This is a genomic window from Pseudocitrobacter sp. RIT415, from assembly GCF_003057695.2.
GTDB classification, from domain to species: Bacteria; Pseudomonadota; Gammaproteobacteria; order Enterobacterales; family Enterobacteriaceae; genus Pseudocitrobacter; species Pseudocitrobacter faecalis.
The window spans coordinates 173,862-191,755 of the sequence record NZ_QBJC02000004.1 but is presented as its reverse complement, the minus strand read 5'-3'; the positions used below and the strand labels follow the sequence as shown (position 1 = coordinate 191,755).

At 52.8% G+C, this 17,894-nt stretch carries 15 protein-coding genes, 7 tRNA genes and 1 other RNA gene; 1 reads left to right on the top strand and 22 read right to left on the bottom strand.

What is annotated here, in order from left to right:
• Positions 1-18: 18 nt before the first annotated feature.
• From nadA to mngA, 22 genes are all read right to left on the bottom strand, one after another.
• Positions 19-1,062 (bottom strand): quinolinate synthase NadA, encoded by a 1,044-nt coding sequence (nadA, locus tag DBY68_RS06455; protein WP_108474098.1) that lies wholly within the window; start codon positions 1,060-1,062, stop codon positions 19-21.
• A gap of 274 nt (positions 1,063-1,336) precedes the next feature.
• A non-coding RNA gene (locus tag DBY68_RS06450) (RtT sRNA) lies at positions 1,337-1,468 on the bottom strand.
• A 24-nt stretch (positions 1,469-1,492) separates the two neighbouring features.
• Positions 1,493-1,568 (bottom strand) — tRNA-Lys (locus DBY68_RS06445).
• A gap of 32 nt (positions 1,569-1,600) precedes the next feature.
• Positions 1,601-1,676 (bottom strand) — tRNA-Lys (locus tag DBY68_RS06440).
• Between the two features lie 47 nt (positions 1,677-1,723).
• Positions 1,724-1,799: transfer RNA gene (locus tag DBY68_RS06435), tRNA-Lys, on the bottom strand.
• A 3-nt stretch (positions 1,800-1,802) separates the two neighbouring features.
• A tRNA-Val gene (locus DBY68_RS06430) sits at positions 1,803-1,878 on the bottom strand.
• A 147-nt stretch (positions 1,879-2,025) separates the two neighbouring features.
• A tRNA-Lys gene (locus DBY68_RS06425) sits at positions 2,026-2,101 on the bottom strand.
• Between the two features lie 2 nt (positions 2,102-2,103).
• Positions 2,104-2,179: transfer RNA gene (locus DBY68_RS06420), tRNA-Val, on the bottom strand.
• A 126-nt stretch (positions 2,180-2,305) separates the two neighbouring features.
• A tRNA-Lys gene (locus DBY68_RS06415) sits at positions 2,306-2,381 on the bottom strand.
• Between the two features lie 164 nt (positions 2,382-2,545).
• Positions 2,546-3,340 carry a cell division protein CpoB gene (cpoB, locus tag DBY68_RS06410; protein WP_108473867.1) on the bottom strand — a complete coding sequence of 265 codons (795 nt, stop codon included), beginning with the start codon at positions 3,338-3,340 and terminating at the stop codon, positions 2,546-2,548.
• Between the two features lie 9 nt (positions 3,341-3,349).
• Positions 3,350-3,874: a peptidoglycan-associated lipoprotein Pal gene (pal, locus tag DBY68_RS06405; RefSeq protein WP_015965297.1), complete on the bottom strand. Its 525-nt coding sequence runs from the start codon at positions 3,872-3,874 to the stop codon at positions 3,350-3,352.
• 35 nt (positions 3,875-3,909) lie between these two features.
• Positions 3,910-5,202, bottom strand: a complete 1,293-nt coding sequence (tolB, locus tag DBY68_RS06400) for a Tol-Pal system beta propeller repeat protein TolB (protein ID WP_108473868.1) — start codon at positions 5,200-5,202, stop codon at positions 3,910-3,912.
• 132 nt (positions 5,203-5,334) lie between these two features.
• Positions 5,335-6,600, bottom strand: a complete 1,266-nt coding sequence (tolA, locus tag DBY68_RS06395) for a cell envelope integrity protein TolA (RefSeq protein WP_108473869.1) — start codon at positions 6,598-6,600, stop codon at positions 5,335-5,337.
• Positions 6,601-6,683: 83 nt separating this feature from the next.
• Complete coding sequence (gene tolR / locus DBY68_RS06390) at positions 6,684-7,112, bottom strand: colicin uptake protein TolR (protein WP_015965300.1); 429 nt, start codon at positions 7,110-7,112, stop codon at positions 6,684-6,686.
• Between the two features lie 3 nt (positions 7,113-7,115).
• Entirely contained in the window at positions 7,116-7,808 is a 693-nt protein-coding gene (gene tolQ, locus DBY68_RS06385) for a Tol-Pal system protein TolQ (protein WP_015965301.1), read from the bottom strand.
• Positions 7,805-8,209, bottom strand: coding sequence for a tol-pal system-associated acyl-CoA thioesterase (gene ybgC, locus DBY68_RS06380; RefSeq protein WP_015965302.1), 405 nt, complete (start codon positions 8,207-8,209; stop codon positions 7,805-7,807). Before ybgC ends, tolQ begins: the two co-directional genes overlap by 4 nt.
• A gap of 272 nt (positions 8,210-8,481) precedes the next feature.
• The gene (ybgE, locus tag DBY68_RS06375) at positions 8,482-8,772 is read right to left on the bottom strand and encodes a cyd operon protein YbgE (RefSeq protein ID WP_108473870.1); all 291 of its coding nucleotides are present in this window, start codon (positions 8,770-8,772) and stop codon (positions 8,482-8,484) included.
• 2 nt (positions 8,773-8,774) lie between these two features.
• Positions 8,775-8,885, bottom strand: a complete 111-nt coding sequence (gene cydX, locus DBY68_RS06370) for a cytochrome bd-I oxidase subunit CydX (RefSeq protein ID WP_015965304.1) — start codon at positions 8,883-8,885, stop codon at positions 8,775-8,777.
• Between the two features lie 14 nt (positions 8,886-8,899).
• A complete protein-coding gene (gene cydB / locus DBY68_RS06365; RefSeq protein ID WP_015965305.1) occupies positions 8,900-10,039 on the bottom strand; it encodes a cytochrome d ubiquinol oxidase subunit II in 1,140 nt (379 codons plus the stop codon).
• A gap of 15 nt (positions 10,040-10,054) precedes the next feature.
• Positions 10,055-11,623, bottom strand: a complete 1,569-nt coding sequence (gene cydA, locus DBY68_RS06360; RefSeq protein ID WP_108473871.1) for a cytochrome ubiquinol oxidase subunit I — start codon at positions 11,621-11,623, stop codon at positions 10,055-10,057.
• Positions 11,624-12,302: 679 nt separating this feature from the next.
• Positions 12,303-14,945 (bottom strand): mannosylglycerate hydrolase, encoded by a 2,643-nt coding sequence (gene mngB, locus DBY68_RS06350; RefSeq protein ID WP_108473873.1) that lies wholly within the window; start codon positions 14,943-14,945, stop codon positions 12,303-12,305.
• Positions 14,946-14,970: 25 nt separating this feature from the next.
• Entirely contained in the window at positions 14,971-16,884 is a 1,914-nt protein-coding gene (gene mngA / locus DBY68_RS06345) for a PTS 2-O-a-mannosyl-D-glycerate transporter subunit IIABC (RefSeq protein ID WP_199538653.1), read from the bottom strand.
• A gap of 203 nt (positions 16,885-17,087) precedes the next feature.
• Between mngA and DBY68_RS06340 the strand changes: the two genes are divergently transcribed.
• Entirely contained in the window at positions 17,088-17,804 is a 717-nt protein-coding gene (locus tag DBY68_RS06340) for a GntR family transcriptional regulator (RefSeq protein ID WP_108474099.1), read from the top strand.
• Positions 17,805-17,894 lie beyond the last annotated feature (90 nt).

Below are 17,894 nucleotides of genomic sequence, written 5' to 3'. Positions count from 1 at the left end.
CTCCAGAGGGTTATCACGCTATCCCCGAAGTGTAGCTGCAAAATCAAGCATGCGGTTAAGCGGCACCAGTGCGCCCTGACGAAGCGTCTCATCCACATGGATTTCATGTGCGGCCCCGCCCTGCTCCAGCCCTTCAGCAATGGCTTTCAGACCATTCATCGCCATCCACGGGCAGTGTGCGCAAGTGCGGCACGTGGCACCTTCCCCCGCCGTCGGGGCCTCCAGCAGTTCTTTTTCCGGTACGGCCTGCTGCATCTTGTAAAAAATCCCACGGTCGGTAGCGACTATCAGCTGTGGGTGCGGCAGCGTTTTCGCGGCGTTGATGAGCTGGCTGGTTGAACCTACGGCATCAGCCATGTCGACAATTGCCTGGGGTGACTCCGGGTGTACCAGAATGGCCGCCTGGGGATACAACGCTTTCATGCGCGCCAGCGCCTGGGTTTTGAATTCATCATGGACGATACACGCGCCCTTCCAGCACAGTACGTCTGCACCGGTCTGTTTCTGCACATAACTGCCAAGGTGGCGATCCGGCGCCCAGATGATTTTTTCCCCTAAACTATCGAGATGCTCAATGAGTTCGACTGCGATGCTGGAGGTTACCACCCAGTCCGCACGCGCTTTCACCGCGGCAGAAGTATTGGCATAGACCACGACAGTGCGATCCGGGTGCGCATCACAGAAGGCGTTAAATTCTTCGATGGGGCAGCCAAGATCGAGCGAACACTCCGCGTGCAGTGTGGGCATGAGAATGGTTTTCTCAGGGCTGAGGATTTTCGCCGTTTCGCCCATAAAACGCACCCCTGCGACCAGTAACGTAGTTGCGGGATGCTTTGCGCCAAAACGCGCCATCTCCAGAGAGTCAGAGATGCATCCCCCCGTCTCTTCCGCCAGTTGTTGAATTTCCGGGTCGGTGTAGTAATGCGCCACCATCACCGCGTTGCGTTCTTTCAGCAGGCGTTTGATTTTTTCGCGGTAGAACTGCTTTTCATCCACGCTGAGGGCCACCGGCTTCGGCGGGAAGGGGTAAATTGCGGCTTCTGGGTCAAACATCACGCTCATCATGCTGTCTCGTTTTACTGACTTAACGAAATTGCCGATAACAGGCGTATAAAACGCATCAATCGGGCACCGGTGTTTTACATGCTAAACAAGATAGCTGAAATAAGGGGAAAAGTCGTGAGGATTTTATTGCTTGCGGTGTCGGGTGCGCTGCGCTTACCCGACCTACAAGGCCGGCGCGGGCAGCGAGGTGTAGGCCTGATAAGCGAAGCGCCATCAGGCATTTTCCAAACCGCAGATAGCAAAAAAGCGCCTTTAGGGCGCTTTTTTACATTGGTGGGTCGTGCAGGATGACTCGCTTCGCTCGCCCTTCGGGCCGTCGCCGCAGGCGGCTCCGTTGTTTCGCTTCGCTCAACACCGAACCTGCTGCAGGTTCGAATCGTATAAACCGCAGATAGCAAAAAAGCGCCTTTAGGGCGCTTTTTTACATTGGTGGGTCGTGCAGGATTCGAACCTGCGACCAATTGATTAAAAGTCAACTGCTCTACCAACTGAGCTAACGACCCCTTGCGGGATTTTACTCTTTAATCATTCAGGATGGTGGGTCGTGCAGGATTCGAACCTGCGACCAATTGATTAAAAGTCAACTGCTCTACCAACTGAGCTAACGACCCATTCGGGTGTTGCCTGAAAGATTTTTACTCGGTTACCAATTTAAAATTGGTGGGTCGTGCAGGATTCGAACCTGCGACCAATTGATTAAAAGTCAACTGCTCTACCAACTGAGCTAACGACCCGAGTGGTGGGTGATGACGGGATCGAACCGCCGACCCCCTCCTTGTAAGGGAGGTGCTCTCCCAGCTGAGCTAATCACCCGATACTGCGCTGGATACTACAAACTACTTCCACCAACCCCACCTGAAATGATGGTGGGTCGTGCAGGATGTCGGCTTCGCCTCGCCCTACGGGCCGTTGCTACGCAACGTTATCCTTCACGGTTAACATCATCATTCGATGTTAAAGTGGTGGGTCGTGCAGGATTCGAACCTGCGACCAATTGATTAAAAGTCAACTGCTCTACCAACTGAGCTAACGACCCGGTGGTGGGTGATGACGGGATCGAACCGCCGACCCCCTCCTTGTAAGGGAGGTGCTCTCCCAGCTGAGCTAATCACCCGATACTACGCTGGATACTGCTTTAAGTGGTGGGTCGTGCAGGATGACTCGGCTTCGCCTCGCCCTACGGGCCGTTGCTGACGCAACGTTATCCTTCACGTTTTACTACCGCTTCCACCAGAACGATTGGTGGGTCGTGCAGGATTCGAACCTGCGACCAATTGATTAAAAGTCAACTGCTCTACCAACTGAGCTAACGACCCACTTTTACGTTGTTTTCGAGATGTTTAATATCCCGTTGCAACGGCGGCATATATTACTGATTTCAGAATTGAGCGCAACAAATATTTCGACGAAGATCACTTAAGTGCTTATGTTTCATGCGGCATGACCAGAAATAACGCGATTCCTGGTCATGCTTCAGGCATTACATCCCACTAAGGCGTTTCTGAGCCTGTTTGGCCCCATCGGTGCCTGGGTACTTCGCAACCACCTGCTGGTACACTGCTTTCGCTTTCGCAGTATCCCCTTTGTCCTGCATGATCACCCCGACCTTAAACATCGCGTCAGCCGCTTTCGGTGATTTCGGGTAGTTTTTCACCACGGAGGCGAAATAGTACGCCGCGTCGTCTTTTTTACCCTTGTTGTAATTCAACTGACCGAGCCAGTAATTGGCATTCGGCTGATACGTTGAATCAGGATATTTTTTGACGAAGTTCTGAAACGCCGCCATTGCGTCGTCCTGGCGAGAGGAATCCTTCACCAGTGCAATCGCTGCGTTGTAGTCCGTATTCGCGTCACCCGTTTGTACTGGCACACCCGAGGCCGCAGCGCTGGCAGCTGGTGCCGCCGTCGCCGTAGAACTACCGCTCTGGTCACCGGACGCCTGCTGCGTCTGTGTGCCAGCGCCGCCGCTCGTCAGACTGTCAATCTGCAGCAGGATCTGCTTCTGGCGCTCAACAATCTGGTTCATCTGGTACTGACTTTCCTGGATTTGACCACGCAGGGAGTCGATATCAGATTGGTTGTCAGAGAGTTGTTGCTGGAGTTGAGTCAAAAGTTGACTGTGAGCATTAGAAATACGCTCAAGGGAAGTGACGCGGTCTTCGACCGAGCCTGAGCCGACACTACTGATTGGCGCCTGAGCATTAGCGGCCCAGGGGGCCGCTATGCCAACCAGTAACGACAGACTCAACATGTGATGTCTGAAGTTACTGCTCATGCAATTCTCTTAGTAAACCAGTACGGCACGACGGTTTTTGGAGTAAGCCGCTTCGTCATGACCCAGTACTGCAGGTTTTTCTTTACCGTAAGAAACGATGGAGATCTGGTCAGCAGAAACGCCTTTACCCTGCAGGTACATTTTAACAGCGTTAGCACGACGTTCGCCCAGGGAGATGTTGTACTCAGGCGTACCACGTTCGTCCGCATGACCTTCTACGGTGACTTTGTAAGACGGGTTGCTACGCAGGAAGTTAGCGTGTGCATCCAGCATTGCAGCGAAGTCAGAACGGATATCGTATTTGTCCAGATCGAAGTATACGATGTTGTTCTGCTGCAGCTGTTGCATCTGCAGACGAGCCTGCTCTTCGGAGGACATATTGCCGCTGCCGTTTGCGTCCATACCTGTGCCAGCGCCGTTCAGCATGCCGCCTTCGCTGCCATCGTTGCTTGCATTCTTGTTAGAAGAACACGCCGCGATCGCCATTACCGGCAGAGCCAGCATCAGTCCTTTCAGCACTTTGTTCAGTTGCATTTCTTTGATTCCTTTAATAATTCAATTATTTATTATTACAGATACGGCGACCAGGCAGGGAATTTTACCTGTCCATCAGTTGCCGGAAGACGCGCTTTGAAACGCCCATCTGTAGAAACCAGATTCAGCACGGATCCCATCCCCTGAGAAGAGCTGTAGATTACCATAGTGCCGTTAGGTGCCAGACTTGGCGTTTCGTCCAGGAACGTTGACGACAATACTTGTACGCCACCCGCTACCAGATCTTGTTTGGCAATGTGCTGCTGACCACTATTGGAGCTGACCATTACCATAAACTTACCGTCGCTGCTCACATCCGCGTCCTGGTTCTGAGAACCTTCCCAGGTAATACGCTGCGGCGCACCGCCGTTAACATTCACTTTATACACCTGCGGACGACCGGCCTGGTCAGAGGTAAAGGCCAGATTCTGGCTGTCCGGGAACCAGGTTGGTTCGGTGTTATTACTGCGACCGTCGGTTACCTGACGGATCTGGCCAGAGCCGATATCCATCACGTACAGGTTCAGGCTACCGGTTTTAGACAGGGCAAACGCCAGTTTGCTGCCATCCGGTGAGAACGCTGGCGCACCGTTGTGACGCGGGAACGACGCAACCTGACGTACCGCACCGTTAGACAGCGTCTGAATAACCAGCGCTGAACGGCCGCTTTCGAAGGTAACGTAAGCCAGTTTAGAACCGTCCGGAGACCACGCCGGTGACATCAGCGGCTGCGAAGAACGGTGAACCACGAACTGGTTGTAGCCATCGTAGTCAGATACGCGCAGTTCATACGGGAACTGACCGCCGTTAGTCTGCACGACATAAGCGATACGAGTACGGAACGCACCTTTAATACCGGTCAGCTTCTCAAACACTTCGTCACTGGCAGTATGGCCCGCATAACGCAGCCATTGCTTGTTCACTTTGTAGGAGTTCTGCGCCAGAACGGTACCCGGCGCACCGCCGGTATCAACTAACTGATAGGCAACAGTATAGCTGCCATCAGCGTTAGGTGAGACCTGGCCGACGACAACCGCGTCAATACCCAGCGCAGACCATGCCGCAGGTTGAACGTCCTGCGCGGTGCCAGGCTGCTGTGGCAGTTTGGCTCGGTCTAACGGGTTAAATTTACCGCTGTTACGCAGGTCAGCGCCGACGATACCGCCGACATCTTCAGGCGCGGCGCCAGGGCCTGCCCACTGGAACGGAACCACGCCAATAGGACGCGCCGAGTCCACCCCTTGGGTGATCTCGATACGTACTTCTGCGTGCAGCACTGCTGCCCACAGCATTAAGAAACCAAATGCTACTCGTAATGCCTGCTTCATCATATCTCCCTTATCTGGACGAAAAGCCCACGATAATTTAGCAGAATGTTAACAAACTCAAATACACAAAACTACCAAAACCCTGCGACTGCGCTGCCTTTATTTTCCCCATTTACATGGGGAAAATATAACTTAAGGTTTGAAGTCCAGTGGTGCATTTTTGAACGTTTCCCATACCGCTTGTGAAGGCGGTTTGGGGAATTTGGTCATCCGACTGGTTGCTGCCAGCATCTGCTGACAAAACGCCGGATCGCCGCCTTCCTGTTTAACGGTCAATACAGTTCCATCCTGCGCCAGGTTTACACGTAGCGTACAGGTTTTACCTTTGTAGGTATCCCAGTCATAGAGATGCCCACGGATCGCGGCCTGAACCTGTGCGATATAGGACGCGATTTCTGCCTGAGACGCACCACCCTGCCCCGGCTTATTACCTTTAGCAGGAGATGAGCCTCCAGCGGTACCACTGGTGTTACCTTTCGGCGCATTCTTACCTGAGCTGAGATCGCCCAACAGGTCGTCAACGCCGGAAGCGGCAGCGGCTTTATCTGCTGCTGCTTTCTTAGCTGCAGCCGCTTTGTCGGCAGCTGCTTTATCCGCTGCTGCTTTCTTCGCTGCAGCGGCTTTATCGGCAGCCGCTTTTTCTGCTGCTGCTTTCTTATCAGCAGCCGCTTTCTCAGCCGCAGCTTTCTTGTCTGCTGCCGCTTTCTCGGCGGCGGCAGCTTTTTCCGCTGCGGCTTTTTCAGCGGCAGCGGCTTTCTTCTCAGCCTCTGCTTGCGCTTTTTTGGCAGCCTCGGCTTCGGCCTTTTTCGCCGCTTCTGCTTCGGCTACTTTTTTCGCGGCAGCAGCCGCTTTGGCCGCTTCCGCTTCTGCTGCTTTCTTCGCATCAGCAGCCGCTTTTTTCGCAGCTTCTGCTTCGGCTTGTTTCTGCGCGTCAGCCGCCGCTTTGGCCGCATCGGCTTGCGCTTTCTTCGCAGCATCTGCTGCCGCTTTCGCGGCTTCTTCAGCCTGTTTCTGCGCGTCAGCTTCAGCTTTCTTCGCCGCTTCGGCTGCTTCTTTTGCTGCCTCTTTCGCCTGAGCGTCTGCTTTTTCTTTCGCTTCAGCCGCTGCTTTTTCGGCAGCTTCTTTGGCTTCTTTTTCTTTTTGCTGCTGCGCTTTTTTCGCGGCGTTATCGGCCTGCTGTTTAGCGCTGGACTTCTGCTGCTTCTGGTAATTCTCAACCACCGCACCAGGATCGACCATCACGGCGTCGATAGCCGAACCACCGCCGCCACCGGCCGCAGCATCCATGTGCTCATCGAACGAACTCCAGATGAGTGCTGCAAACAGAATGACGTGCAGCACTGCTGAAATAATTATCGCTCGTTTAAGCTTGTCGTTTTGTTCGGTTGCCTTTGACACTCTCGGTTCCCAAAAACTGCTCGCCCGTTAGCCTGTAAGCGTTGCCGATGTGCATGCAACGCTTACAAACCACACGCAGAGAGTTAGATCGGTTGGGTCATTAATCCAACAGATTTCACACCTGCGCTGTGTAACAGGTTTAGCGCTTTAATTATTTCATCGTAAGGCACGTCTTTCGCGCCCCCAATTAAGAAGACCGTTTTCGGATTGGCCTGCAGGCGGCTTTTCGCTTCCGCGATAACCTGCTCTGGCGGCAGTTGATCGGAGCGATCCTTTTCAACCACTACGCTGTACTGCCCCACTCCCGAAACTTCGATGATCACCGGTGGATCATCGTTGCTGCTAACGGCCTGCGATTCGGTTGCATCCGGCAGATCAACCTCCACGCTCTGCGTGATGATCGGCGCTGTCGCCATAAAGATCAGCAACAGCACTAACAACACATCCAGCAGCGGAACGATGTTAATTTCGGACTTCAGTTCGCGACGTCCGCGTCCACGTGCTCTGGCCATGGCTTACCCCTTGTTGCTCTCGCTAACGGTAAACGCCTGACGGTGCAGAATGGCGGTGAACTCTTCCATAAAGTTGTCGTAGTTCAGCTCCAGTTTGTTAACGCGCTGGTTCAGACGGTTGTAAGCCATAACCGCAGGGATTGCGGCAAACAGGCCAATCGCCGTGGCGATCAACGCTTCTGCGATACCCGGCGCAACCATTTGCAGCGTTGCCTGTTTCACCGCGCCCAGCGCGATAAAGGCGTGCATGATCCCCCAAACGGTACCGAACAGACCGATGTACGGGCTGATGGAGCCGACGGTGCCAAGGAACGGAATATGCGTTTCCAGCGTTTCCAGTTCACGGTTCATGGAGATACGCATCGCACGCGACGCGCCTTCAACCACGGCTTCCGGCGCATGACTGTTTGCACGGTGCAGACGGGCAAACTCTTTGAACCCGCTGTAGAAGATTTGTTCTGAACCGGCCAGACTATCGCGGCGTCCCTGGCTCTCCTGATAGAGGCGAGAGAGTTCGATTCCGGACCAGAATTTATCCTCAAACGTTTCAGCTTCACGCGCCGCCGCGTTAAGAATACGGGTCCGCTGGATGATGATGGCCCAGGATGCGATTGAAAAACCAATCAAAATCAACATGATAAGTTTAACCAGAAGGCTCGCCTTCAGGAACAAATCAAGGATATTCATGTCAGTCACTGCTTAAACTCCGCGACAATAGACTTGGGAAGCGCACGAGGCTTCATGATGAGTGGATCAACACAGACAATCAGTACTTCAGCTTCGTTCAGCACTTTATTCTCAGCGTTGACAATCCGCTGCGTGAACACGAGTGACGTGCCGCGCATTGATGTAATTTCCGTCTGGACTTCGAGCATATCGTCGAGCCTTGCCGGCGCAAAATACTCCAGCGTCATTTTACGCACCACAAACGCGACGCGCTCTTCCAGCAACACTTGCTGGCTGAAATGATGATGACGCAGCATCTCTGTGCGTGCTCTCTCATAGAAAGCGACATAGCTGGCGTGGTAAACCACACCACCGGCGTCGGTGTCTTCATAATAGACCCGAACCGGCCATCGAAATATATACTTATTCATTCGTACTGCCTCTTCGTTGGCTGCATCCCTCACCCCGCTCACTTACAGACGTAAGCTCCCGGGGATTCGCGAATTTGCCGCCATGATGCAGCACGAATGACGTTGTATATAGCGTTGTATTCACTTTACATCCCGGTAATGCAAAAAATTTTGAGCTTTTGAACTTCGCTACTATACGCGCGGTAATCGTGGTTTGGAATGGGGTGAGGTAAACGGAGAGTAAATTTTTATGGGCTATTGCAAGCCCATAAATATTTGCGGATGTTTCCTGGTTACAGGAAGAAAAAAATCAGACCTGCAAGAAGGACTAAATCGGCGATAAGCGGGCAGAAAATCCCTTGCCAGTGGAGTGCGCGAGGACGAAAACCCACGCCATGAATGACGCCTGCACAAACGGCCCACATCAGCAGAAAACCGTGCCAGATTTCAAGCTCGCTGGTCTTCGCCGCGAAACGCGTCGGGTCCCAGAAGATGCAACCTGCCAGCAGCAGGGCCATAACAAGGGAAAGCGCCCTCAGGGGGCGCTTATCCATTATCGCGTACAGCGTTGCGATAATTTTCATCACTATTTTTCTTCACCTGCTTTGGTCGCTTCGACGTGTTCCAGCGCCAGCGCAGTGATTATCCCAAAGGCACAGGCAAGAAGCGTTCCTAAAATCCATGCGAAATACCACATTTTAAGCTCCTTACTTAGTACAGAGAGTGGGTGTTGCGTTCAATGTCTTCTTTGGTGATACGACCAAACATTTTCCAGTAGCACCAGGTGGTGTACAGCAGAATGATTGGAACGAACACCGCAGCGACATAGGTCATCACGCTCAGCGTCAGCTGGCTGGACGTTGCATCCCACATGGTCAGGCTCGCGTTAAACATCGTGCTGGACGGCATGATGAACGGGAACATGGCAATACCGGCGGTCAGGATGATGCACGCCAGCGTCAGTGAGGAGAACAGGAACGCCCATGCCCCTTTATCCAGACGCGTCATCAGGATAGTCAGCAGCGGAAGCACCACACCCAGAACCGGAATCGCCCACAGCGCCGGCATGTTGTTGAAGTTGGTCATCCATGCGCCCGCTTCATGTGCAACTTCTTTAGTCAGCGGGTTGGAGGCGGCAGTGTGATCCATAACCGATTTCACCACGTAGCCATCGATGCCGTAGTAGACCCAAACGCCTGCCAACGCGAAGCACACCAGTGTGACCAGTGCCGCCACCTGAGAGGTGGTGCGGGTACGCAGATGCAGTTCGCCAACCGTACGCATTTGCAGGTAGGTTGCGCCCTGCGTCAGGATCATCCCCACGCTCACCACACCTGCCAGCAGGCCAAACGGGTTCAGCAACTGGAAGAAGTTACCGGTGTAGTAAAGACGCAGATACTCATCAATGTGGAACGGTACGCCCTGCAGCAGATTACCGAAGGCCACGCCAATCACCAGCGGTGGAACGAAGCTCCCCACGAAGATGCCCCAGTCCCACATGTTGCGCCAGCGGGTGTCTTCAATTTTCGAACGGTAGTCAAAGCCCACCGGACGGAAGAATAAAGACGCCAGCACCAGAATCATCGCGACATAGAAGCCGGAGAACGCCGCAGCGTACACCATCGGCCAGGCAGCAAACAGCGCGCCGCCGGCAGTGATGAGCCATACCTGGTTTCCGTCCCAGTGTGGCGCGATGGAGTTGATCATGATTCGACGCTCGGTGTCATTACGACCGAGGAAACGGGTGAGCATGCCCACCCCCATGTCGAAGCCGTCAGCGACTGCGAAACCAATCAGCAAGATGCCGATTAGCAGCCACCAGATAAAACGCAATACTTCATAATCGATCATTTGACGACTCCTGTCTTAGCGTGCCGGCTGAGTAGTCGCGGTGGACTGCTCAAAGTGATAGCGACCGGTTTTCAGGCTGCTTGGCCCTTTGCGTGCGAACTTGAACATCAGGAACAGTTCGGCCACGAGGAACAGCGTGTAAAGACCGCAAATCAGCACCATTGAGAAGATAAGATCGCCTGCTGTCAGCGAAGAGTTCGCCACAGCGGTTGGCAATACTTCACCAATTGCCCACGGTTGACGGCCATACTCGGCGACAAACCAGCCCGCTTCAACAGCAATCCATGGCAGCGGTAAACCGTAGAACGCCGCACGCAGCAGCCATTTTTTCTCACCGATGCGGTTACGAATCACGGTCCAGAAGGAGGCACCGATAATCAGCAGCATCAGCACACCGCACGCCACCATGATACGGAAGGCAAAGTACAGAGGCGCGACACGTGGGATAGAGTCTTTGGTCGCTTTGGCGATCTGCTCTTCTGTCGCATCCGCCACGTTCGGCGTATAGCGTTTCAGCAGCAGGCCATAGCCCAGATCTTTCTTCACATCGTTAAACTGTTCACGCACAGCCGGATCGGTTGCGCCGGAACGCAGCTGTTCGAGCAGCGAGTAGGCTTTCATCCCGTTACGGATACGCTCTTCGTGCTGCACCATCAGTTCTTTAAGACCGGTAACCTGTTTATCAACAGAACGGGTCGCGATGATGCCCAGCGCGTAAGGAATTTGAATCGAAAGATGGTTTTCCTGCTTATCCTGGTCAGGAATCCCAAACAGCGTGAACGACGCCGGCGCAGGCTGGGTTTCCCATTCTGCTTCGATGGCCGCCAGTTTGGTTTTCTGCACGTCGCCCATTTCGTAGCCGGATTCATCACCCAGAACGATAACGGAAAGAATTGCCGCCATACCAAAGCTTGCTGCGATAGCAAAAGAGCGCTTAGCAAACGCGAAGTCACGACCTTTGAGCATGTACCAGGAACTGATTGCGAGCACGAACATCGCGCCGGTGACGTAACCTGATGCCACGGTGTGAACGAATTTCACCTGGGCTACCGGGTTCAGTACCAGCTCGGAGAAGCTCACCATCTCCATACGCATGGTTTCAAAGTTGAAGTCCGACGCGATTGGGTTTTGCATCCAACCGTTTGCCACCAGGATCCACAGCGCGGACAGGTTTGAACCCAACGCCACCAGCCAGGTTACCGCCATGTGTTGCACTTTACCCAGGCGATCCCAACCGAAGAAGAACAGACCTACAAAGGTGGATTCGAGGAAGAAGGCCATCAGACCTTCAATGGCCAGCGGTGCACCGAAGATATCGCCCACGTAGTGGGAGTAGTAAGACCAGTTAGTCCCGAACTGGAACTCCATGGTCAGGCCGGTGGCCACGCCCAGTGCGAAGTTGATACCAAACAACTTGCCCCAGAACTTGGTCATATCTTTATAAATCTGTTTGCCGGAAAGGACGTAGACCGTTTCCATGATGGCCAGCAGGAACGCCATACCGAGCGTCAGTGGCACAAAAAGGAAGTGGTACATCGCGGTCAAGGCAAACTGTAAGCGCGACAGTTCGACTATATCTAACATCATGACTCCTTGCTCATCGCATGAAGACTCCGAGAATGAACCTGCGGACAGGGTTCATACACATGCCCCAATACAAATTTATTTGCGCCCTCCCCCACTGCTGACCGTTCGCGTTAGCCGATATCAGTCGTGAGCAAAGGTTACAAATACGTTAAAAAACAACTCAATTGATCCCTAAAATATATTACTCTGTAATATCCTTACAATAAACAGGTTTTTATTGTATTAGATTTACGATTTTCGACGGTGATCAATTTATAGCTAATCAGGCGGGTTGCAGCCACTTTGATCCAGGACAATTTAACCACTTTTATGGTGCATATCCAGTTTTTACGCATTGATATAAATCAATTTTATTTATATTTGTTAATTATGTTTTTATTAGATGTGATCAGTGAAACGAATGTTACAGATATGTTTAAAAAATATCTCGGGAAATTTTCATCGTGGGGTAATGCGAAAAAAGAGGCGAGAGTTTTTAACGGCGGAATAGTTTTAAAAAATGAAGTGATACAGAATAGTTAATGTTAGCCGACTCACAGTATTTTGCCAGGAAACCTGAACCTTTTTTGAATAATCACATTTTATTCACTTGAAATACAGACTAAATTAACACCACAACTTTATTATTCAAAAAAGAGGCAAATTCGGTCAGGCCGATGTTTGCCTCTCTTCAAACTTATTTTATAAGCGACACGCTAAAGGTACGCGACTGGCAAGGAAGAAACCGCACGCTTGCCTGACTAACATCTCCCCGGTTTGCGCCTGCCAGCGCCTGTTCATCCATCCCCGTTTCAACGCTCGCCACCTGATGGTGATTGAAGGCAACCTGCGCATCGGTGGACTCTGTCGCTGACGGATTATAGAGCCGAATAATCAGTTCTGGCCTGTCTTCCGCTTTCTTCAACGCGCTGAGTGCACAGCCTACGGACGAGAGCGTGAGAAGGCTATAGTGCTCCGGCACAGTCATGGCCGCGCGATTAAGTTTCATCGCATCCCACGGTATTTTGTTATAGCACTGCACGGGCGTAAGCCAGCTACGCGCCTGCTGCGCCACCCCCGCATTCAGCGGTGTCCCGCTATATGGCCACAGGCTGAAGCGGCATTGCAACGTGCCGCGCAATTGCGAATCTGGCACTGCCATTTTTATGCCCGATGGTCGGCCAGGACGCAAAAGCAGATCCTCTTTACCCAGCAGCCCTACGCCACGCATTAGCGTTAACGCGAAAGCGCTGTTCTCTTCGCCGATAATTTCCACCTCCCGCAGCCCTTCACTGAACAGTGCGATACCGTTAACCCCGTGCTGTAACGCCGCGTAATTAAGGAAATTCCAGACCGGTACCGGGGCTTCTTTCCAGCCTTCCTGTTCCCACTCATGCATGGCTTCATCTTTGACCGGGCGCATCATCGAACCAAACTGGGTGTCGGTGAGCACCGTTTGCGCGCGATACGGCACAGGCAGGCGAACGCGTAAACGATGATCGTCGGCCTGATTAACGACCTGCACGTCAAAATCAATACGCTTACTGTTGTCGCTCAGCGTAATGGAGGTTTCAATTTCAACATGCCCGCTACGCTTGCGGGCGGTACGTTCGGCCAGATTGAGTGGAACGGCCAGCGTACTGCGTAGAATCATTTTGCTGCGCCAGCCTTCCTGCACGATCTTTACCTCATGTGGATACGCAGCAGACGTTAATATCCAATCTTCTCTCGGCGGAGAATAGTCATATTCATCGCCATCATCACCGCTCTCTTCGAACTCCAGCGCCCGGTCGTAGACCAGCCCGCTCTCTTTATCTTCCATTCTGAGCGTACCGTCGGCATTGAGCGAGATACGCCATGCCGCATTTTCCAGCATCGGACTCGCCGCACTAGAGACGTTTTTCACCTCACCCGTCTCGCCTGCAATCACCCGCAGCGAAACGTACCCCATCGCCGGGAGCACCCGCCGCAGTTGGATGTCATACTCCATAAACGGCTCATAATTCCCGTAGTGGACAATCTGCCTGTCAATCAAGCCAGGGTCGATTTCGCGGCTGGCGCGAATAAAGTACGGCACCGCCTCACCCTGCTCATCCACCAGCCGGAACCTGCTTGCGCGCAGACGAATCGTGGTGTCGAAAACTTCGTCGCGCGGCCATGGCATCAGGTTGAACAACCCCAGCCGGTCGTGTTCGCAGGCGGGCATGTTGTCGACAATTTTTCGCAGATAAAAACGAATCAGGTTATCCGCCATATCTTCCGCCAGCCAAAAACGCGCGGCTATCTCCTGATGGACTTTATCGCTACAGCAGCAACCAATACTGTCGTGGGCGTGATTTTTGAGGATCGCTTTCCACATTTTCTCCAGCAGGCCATGGTGATAGTCAAAGCCCAGCGACCAGGCAATCGTGGCAAGGGGTTCGAGGACATTGACGATTTTGTTTTCAATGCGCGCATGCGCAATTTTGATATCCATGCGCGTCGAGCCAATGGTGCGATGCACGCGCATATATTTACCGTCGTTGAACTCACCTTTCAGCGTCGCCAGCTTCTCGCGTTGCGCTTCGATACGTTCAAAAACCTTTTCAAAACGGCTCATCACAAATTCACGTTGCGGGTAGATTTCCCGCAGTTTGTCCATCACCGCAAAGATATTTTGCTGTAGTGGCATCTGGTCGTGGCCGTTAGGCAGCAGAATCTCTTTGGTGATTGAGGCGTTTTCCAGCACCGAAAAGTAGCTATCCAGACGCTTACGCAGCCCAGCCTCATCATCAGGTAAGTACTTACCAATGGCGTAACCCAGCGGCAGCACCTGTGCCACCACTTCGCTGCCATCCTGACTTTGCCAGAGAAACTCGGTTTTATCGGTGCCGTGACGCTCAGAGCAGCCTCGCCAGAACATGGCACGCGTAATTCCAAAACCGTTATAGATATGCGGCAGTTGACCGGACATACCAAACGAATCAGGCAGATAACCAATTTTCATCGGCTCGCCAAACGCCATGCAGTCGCGCATCCCGTACATCAGGTTACGGACGATGGACTCCCCGGCGACAACGGTTGTGTCGGTCTGCGTGTACCAGGGGCCAATAATCAGTTTGCCCGCCTGAACCAGCGCTTTGACACGCTCGCGGTTTTCCGGCACCACAGCGAAGTAATCTTCGAGAATCGCTGTCTGCCCGTCCAGCACGTAATATTTGTATGCGTCATCCTGTTCCAGGCGGTCAAGAATTTCCGCCATATTGTTAACCAGTAAAATCCGCGACTCTTCGGTGGTGAAGTACCACTCTCTGTCCCAATGCATGTGCGGCGTAATGTGAACGCGAGATACAGCTTTCATCTTCGTTTCCTGAATGAATTAATTATTAATCAATGGATTGTGTACTGTAGGCGCCGGCCTGAATTGCCTGACGTCGCCACAGCACCAGAATGCAGGTTGAAATGGCTGTTCCTACCAGCGCCGCGCCAAACCAGCCGCCTGCCGCCAGGACGCGACCCAGTCCGCCATCCTGCAATAAAAAGAGAGAAAAGATGCCTGCGCCAGGCGTTTGCAGGCCAATGTTCATCGCGCCGACGATCGCGCCCGTCGCCATTGAACCGATCACAAATGAGCCGATCACCCGCAGCGGATCTTCAATCGCCATGGGGATCGCCCCTTCGGTGATACCCGCCAGGCCCAAAAGCCATGTCGATTTTCCCGTTTCGATCTCAAACGATTTGAACTGCCGTGGCGCGATCATCGTGGATGCGGTAACGGTAAAGGCGGAGACCATTTTGACCGATGCGAAGATGGCGTACGGGCCATACACACCATTTGCCATCGCCCCGAGACAGAAGGCATAAGCGGCTTTATTTACCGGCCCCCCGAGGTCAAATGAACACATAAAACCAAGGATGGCACCCAGTACCAACGCATTACTGCCAGAGAGACCATTCAACCAGGCTGTAAGGCTGCTGTTGATCCAGGCAACAGGCTCACCGATAACAAATAGCATCAGGCTACCCGCAGCCAGCGTGCCGATGACCGGGTAGAGATAGAACGTCAGAAAGCCGTTAAAACGACTGCTCAGGCGAATATGATTTTTCACCCAACGCATCAGATAACCTGCGATCAACCCTCCGGCAATCGCCCCTAAAAACCCTGAACCAATCATGTTGGCAGCAAGACCTGCGGCAAAACCGGGCGCCAGCGCGGGTTTATCGGCGAGGGAATAGGCGGTATAGGCAGCCAAAACGGGTACCATCAGAATGCCGAGCAGGCCGCCCCCGAGTTTGCGGTAGAGCCATAACCACGAGTTCTCCTGCTCGAAGAGATGCTGTAAATCAAACATTTGTGCGAGCAACACCGCCACGGCCAGAACGGTGCCACCGGCCACAATCAACGGTACGGCAAAAGAGATGCCACTGAGCAGAGCCTGTTTTAATTCCGTTTTAACATCGTGCCGGGTCGTCTCCTGAACGACCGTCGCTCGTTTTTCGTCGACCGGTTCTAACGCCAGCGCCTGATTTATCAGCTTTTCCGCATGCTTAATCGGCTCGGCAACCGGTACGCTTAACGAGGGAATAGCGCGAAATCGCTCAACATCTTTAATCGCAACTTCAGCCGCAAAAATCGCCGCCTGCGCCGTTGACAGTTGCTCGGGCGTCAGTCGCCCTTCAATCCCGTTCGCCCCCTGCTTTTCAACCACCACGCGCACACCCAGTTTATGCCCGGCCTTTTCCAGATACTCCGCCGCCATATAGGTGTGCGCAATGCCCGCCGGGCAGGCTGTCACGCAGACAATCAAAGGCGTGTCGTCTGACAGGGATGACGTCTTCTCAGGCGTGGTCAGGGAAAGTGCTGACAATAACGCCTGCGGCGTCGTCGCATTCATCACCGCCGCCCGCACATCATCATCAACCAACGCACTGGTAAGCTGGGTGAGGATCTCAATATGCGTCGAGCCCGCCTCTGATGGCGGAATCGCCAGTAGAAAAATAAGCTCAACGCTCTCCGGGCCGTCTACGCCTTCCCACTGCAATGGCTCGATTAAGGTCGCTACGGCGAAGGCCGCTTCTTTTACCGCAGCGCTTTTACCATGTGGCACCGCCAGACCTTCACCCAGCGCGGTCGGCCCGATGCTCTCTCGATGAAAGACTTCCTGTAAATACGTTTGGAGATCATCAATTTTACCCAGCTCAGCCAGCCGCTTCGCCAGTTCGCAAATGGCCTCATCCCGGCTGTTAAACCGGGCGTTCAGGCAAATTGCACTGGGGTGTGTCAACGCCATCAGATTCATCACGTTCCATCCTCTGCTATGAAATCTGCGCCTCGTTGCGCAGAAAACATGCATTTTGCCCAGGAATTTAATACCTTTACGTGATCAATTTCACTTTACACGCAAAATTTGTATTTAATTTGTATTGTTTACTATTCCCGCTAACCGCGCATAATGAGCCAGAATCGTATTATTTTTCTGATACATCCTTGGGCTGAATGATCATGAGTAAAAAACCCCTCTACAGGCAGATTGCCGATGCCATACGCCTGCGAATTGAGCACGGCGAGTTAAAAGCGGGAGATGCCCTGCCCACCGAAGCCGCGCTTCAGACAGAATATGGCGTGAGCCGGGTAACGGTGCGTCAGGCGCTTAAACAGCTTACCGAGCAAAAGGTGATTGAAAGTATTCAGGGCAGCGGAAGCTACGTGAAAGAGGAACGGGTAAATTATGATATTTATCAACTCACCGGCTTCGATGAGAAACTGGCCGACCGTCAGGTAACGACCCACAGCGAAGTGCATGTTTTTGAAGTCATTGGTGCGGATGAATCACTGGCTTCGCAATTGCAACTCAAAACAGATGATAAAATCTGGCATGTGAAGCGTGTGCGCTTTATCAAACATAAACCGGTCGCCATGGAAGAAACATGGATGCCATTATCACTCTTTCCAGACCTGACATGGTCTGTGATGGAAGGGTCTAAGTACCATTTTATTGAAGAGATCAAAAAGCAGGTCATCGATCGGAGCGAACAAGAAATTGTGCCGATTATGCCAACAGATGAGATTGCCGGGATCCTGAACATCGACCCAACAAAACCGATTCTGGAAAAAATATCACGTGGTTTTCTACAAGATGGACAAATCTTTGAATATAGCCGGAATGTATTTAATAGCGACGACTACCGCTTTACGTTGGTAGCCAGACGCCGCCATTAAAAAAGGCCATCATAAGATGGCCAACCATGTCGAAATCGAACATATAAGGCTCCCCTGCTTCATATTTCTCGAAGCTTACCGGGGAGCGGA

Excerpts from the sequence above, each read along its gene's own strand:
- nadA (WP_108474098.1), bottom strand. The coding sequence starts at position 1,062 with ATGAGCGTGATGTTTGACCCAGAAGCCGCAATTTACCCCTTCCCGCCG.
- cpoB (WP_108473867.1), bottom strand. The coding sequence starts at position 3,340 with ATGAGCAGTAACTTCAGACATCACATGTTGAGTCTGTCGTTACTGGTT.
- pal (WP_015965297.1), bottom strand. The coding sequence starts at position 3,874 with ATGCAACTGAACAAAGTGCTGAAAGGACTGATGCTGGCTCTGCCGGTA.
- tolB (WP_108473868.1), bottom strand. The coding sequence starts at position 5,202 with ATGAAGCAGGCATTACGAGTAGCATTTGGTTTCTTAATGCTGTGGGCA.
- tolR (WP_015965300.1), bottom strand. The coding sequence starts at position 7,112 with ATGGCCAGAGCACGTGGACGCGGACGTCGCGAACTGAAGTCCGAAATT.
- ybgC (WP_015965302.1), bottom strand. The coding sequence starts at position 8,209 with ATGAATAAGTATATATTTCGATGGCCGGTTCGGGTCTATTATGAAGAC.
- ybgE (WP_108473870.1), bottom strand. The coding sequence starts at position 8,772 with ATGAAAATTATCGCAACGCTGTACGCGATAATGGATAAGCGCCCCCTG.
- cydX (WP_015965304.1), bottom strand. The coding sequence starts at position 8,885 with ATGTGGTATTTCGCATGGATTTTAGGAACGCTTCTTGCCTGTGCCTTT.
- cydB (WP_015965305.1), bottom strand. The coding sequence starts at position 10,039 with ATGATCGATTATGAAGTATTGCGTTTTATCTGGTGGCTGCTAATCGGC.
- cydA (WP_108473871.1), bottom strand. The coding sequence starts at position 11,623 with ATGTTAGATATAGTCGAACTGTCGCGCTTACAGTTTGCCTTGACCGCG.
- mngB (WP_108473873.1), bottom strand. The coding sequence starts at position 14,945 with ATGAAAGCTGTATCTCGCGTTCACATTACGCCGCACATGCATTGGGAC.
- mngA (WP_199538653.1), bottom strand. The coding sequence starts at position 16,884 with ATGAATCTGATGGCGTTGACACACCCCAGTGCAATTTGCCTGAACGCC.
- DBY68_RS06340 (WP_108474099.1), top strand. The coding sequence starts at position 17,088 with ATGAGTAAAAAACCCCTCTACAGGCAGATTGCCGATGCCATACGCCTG.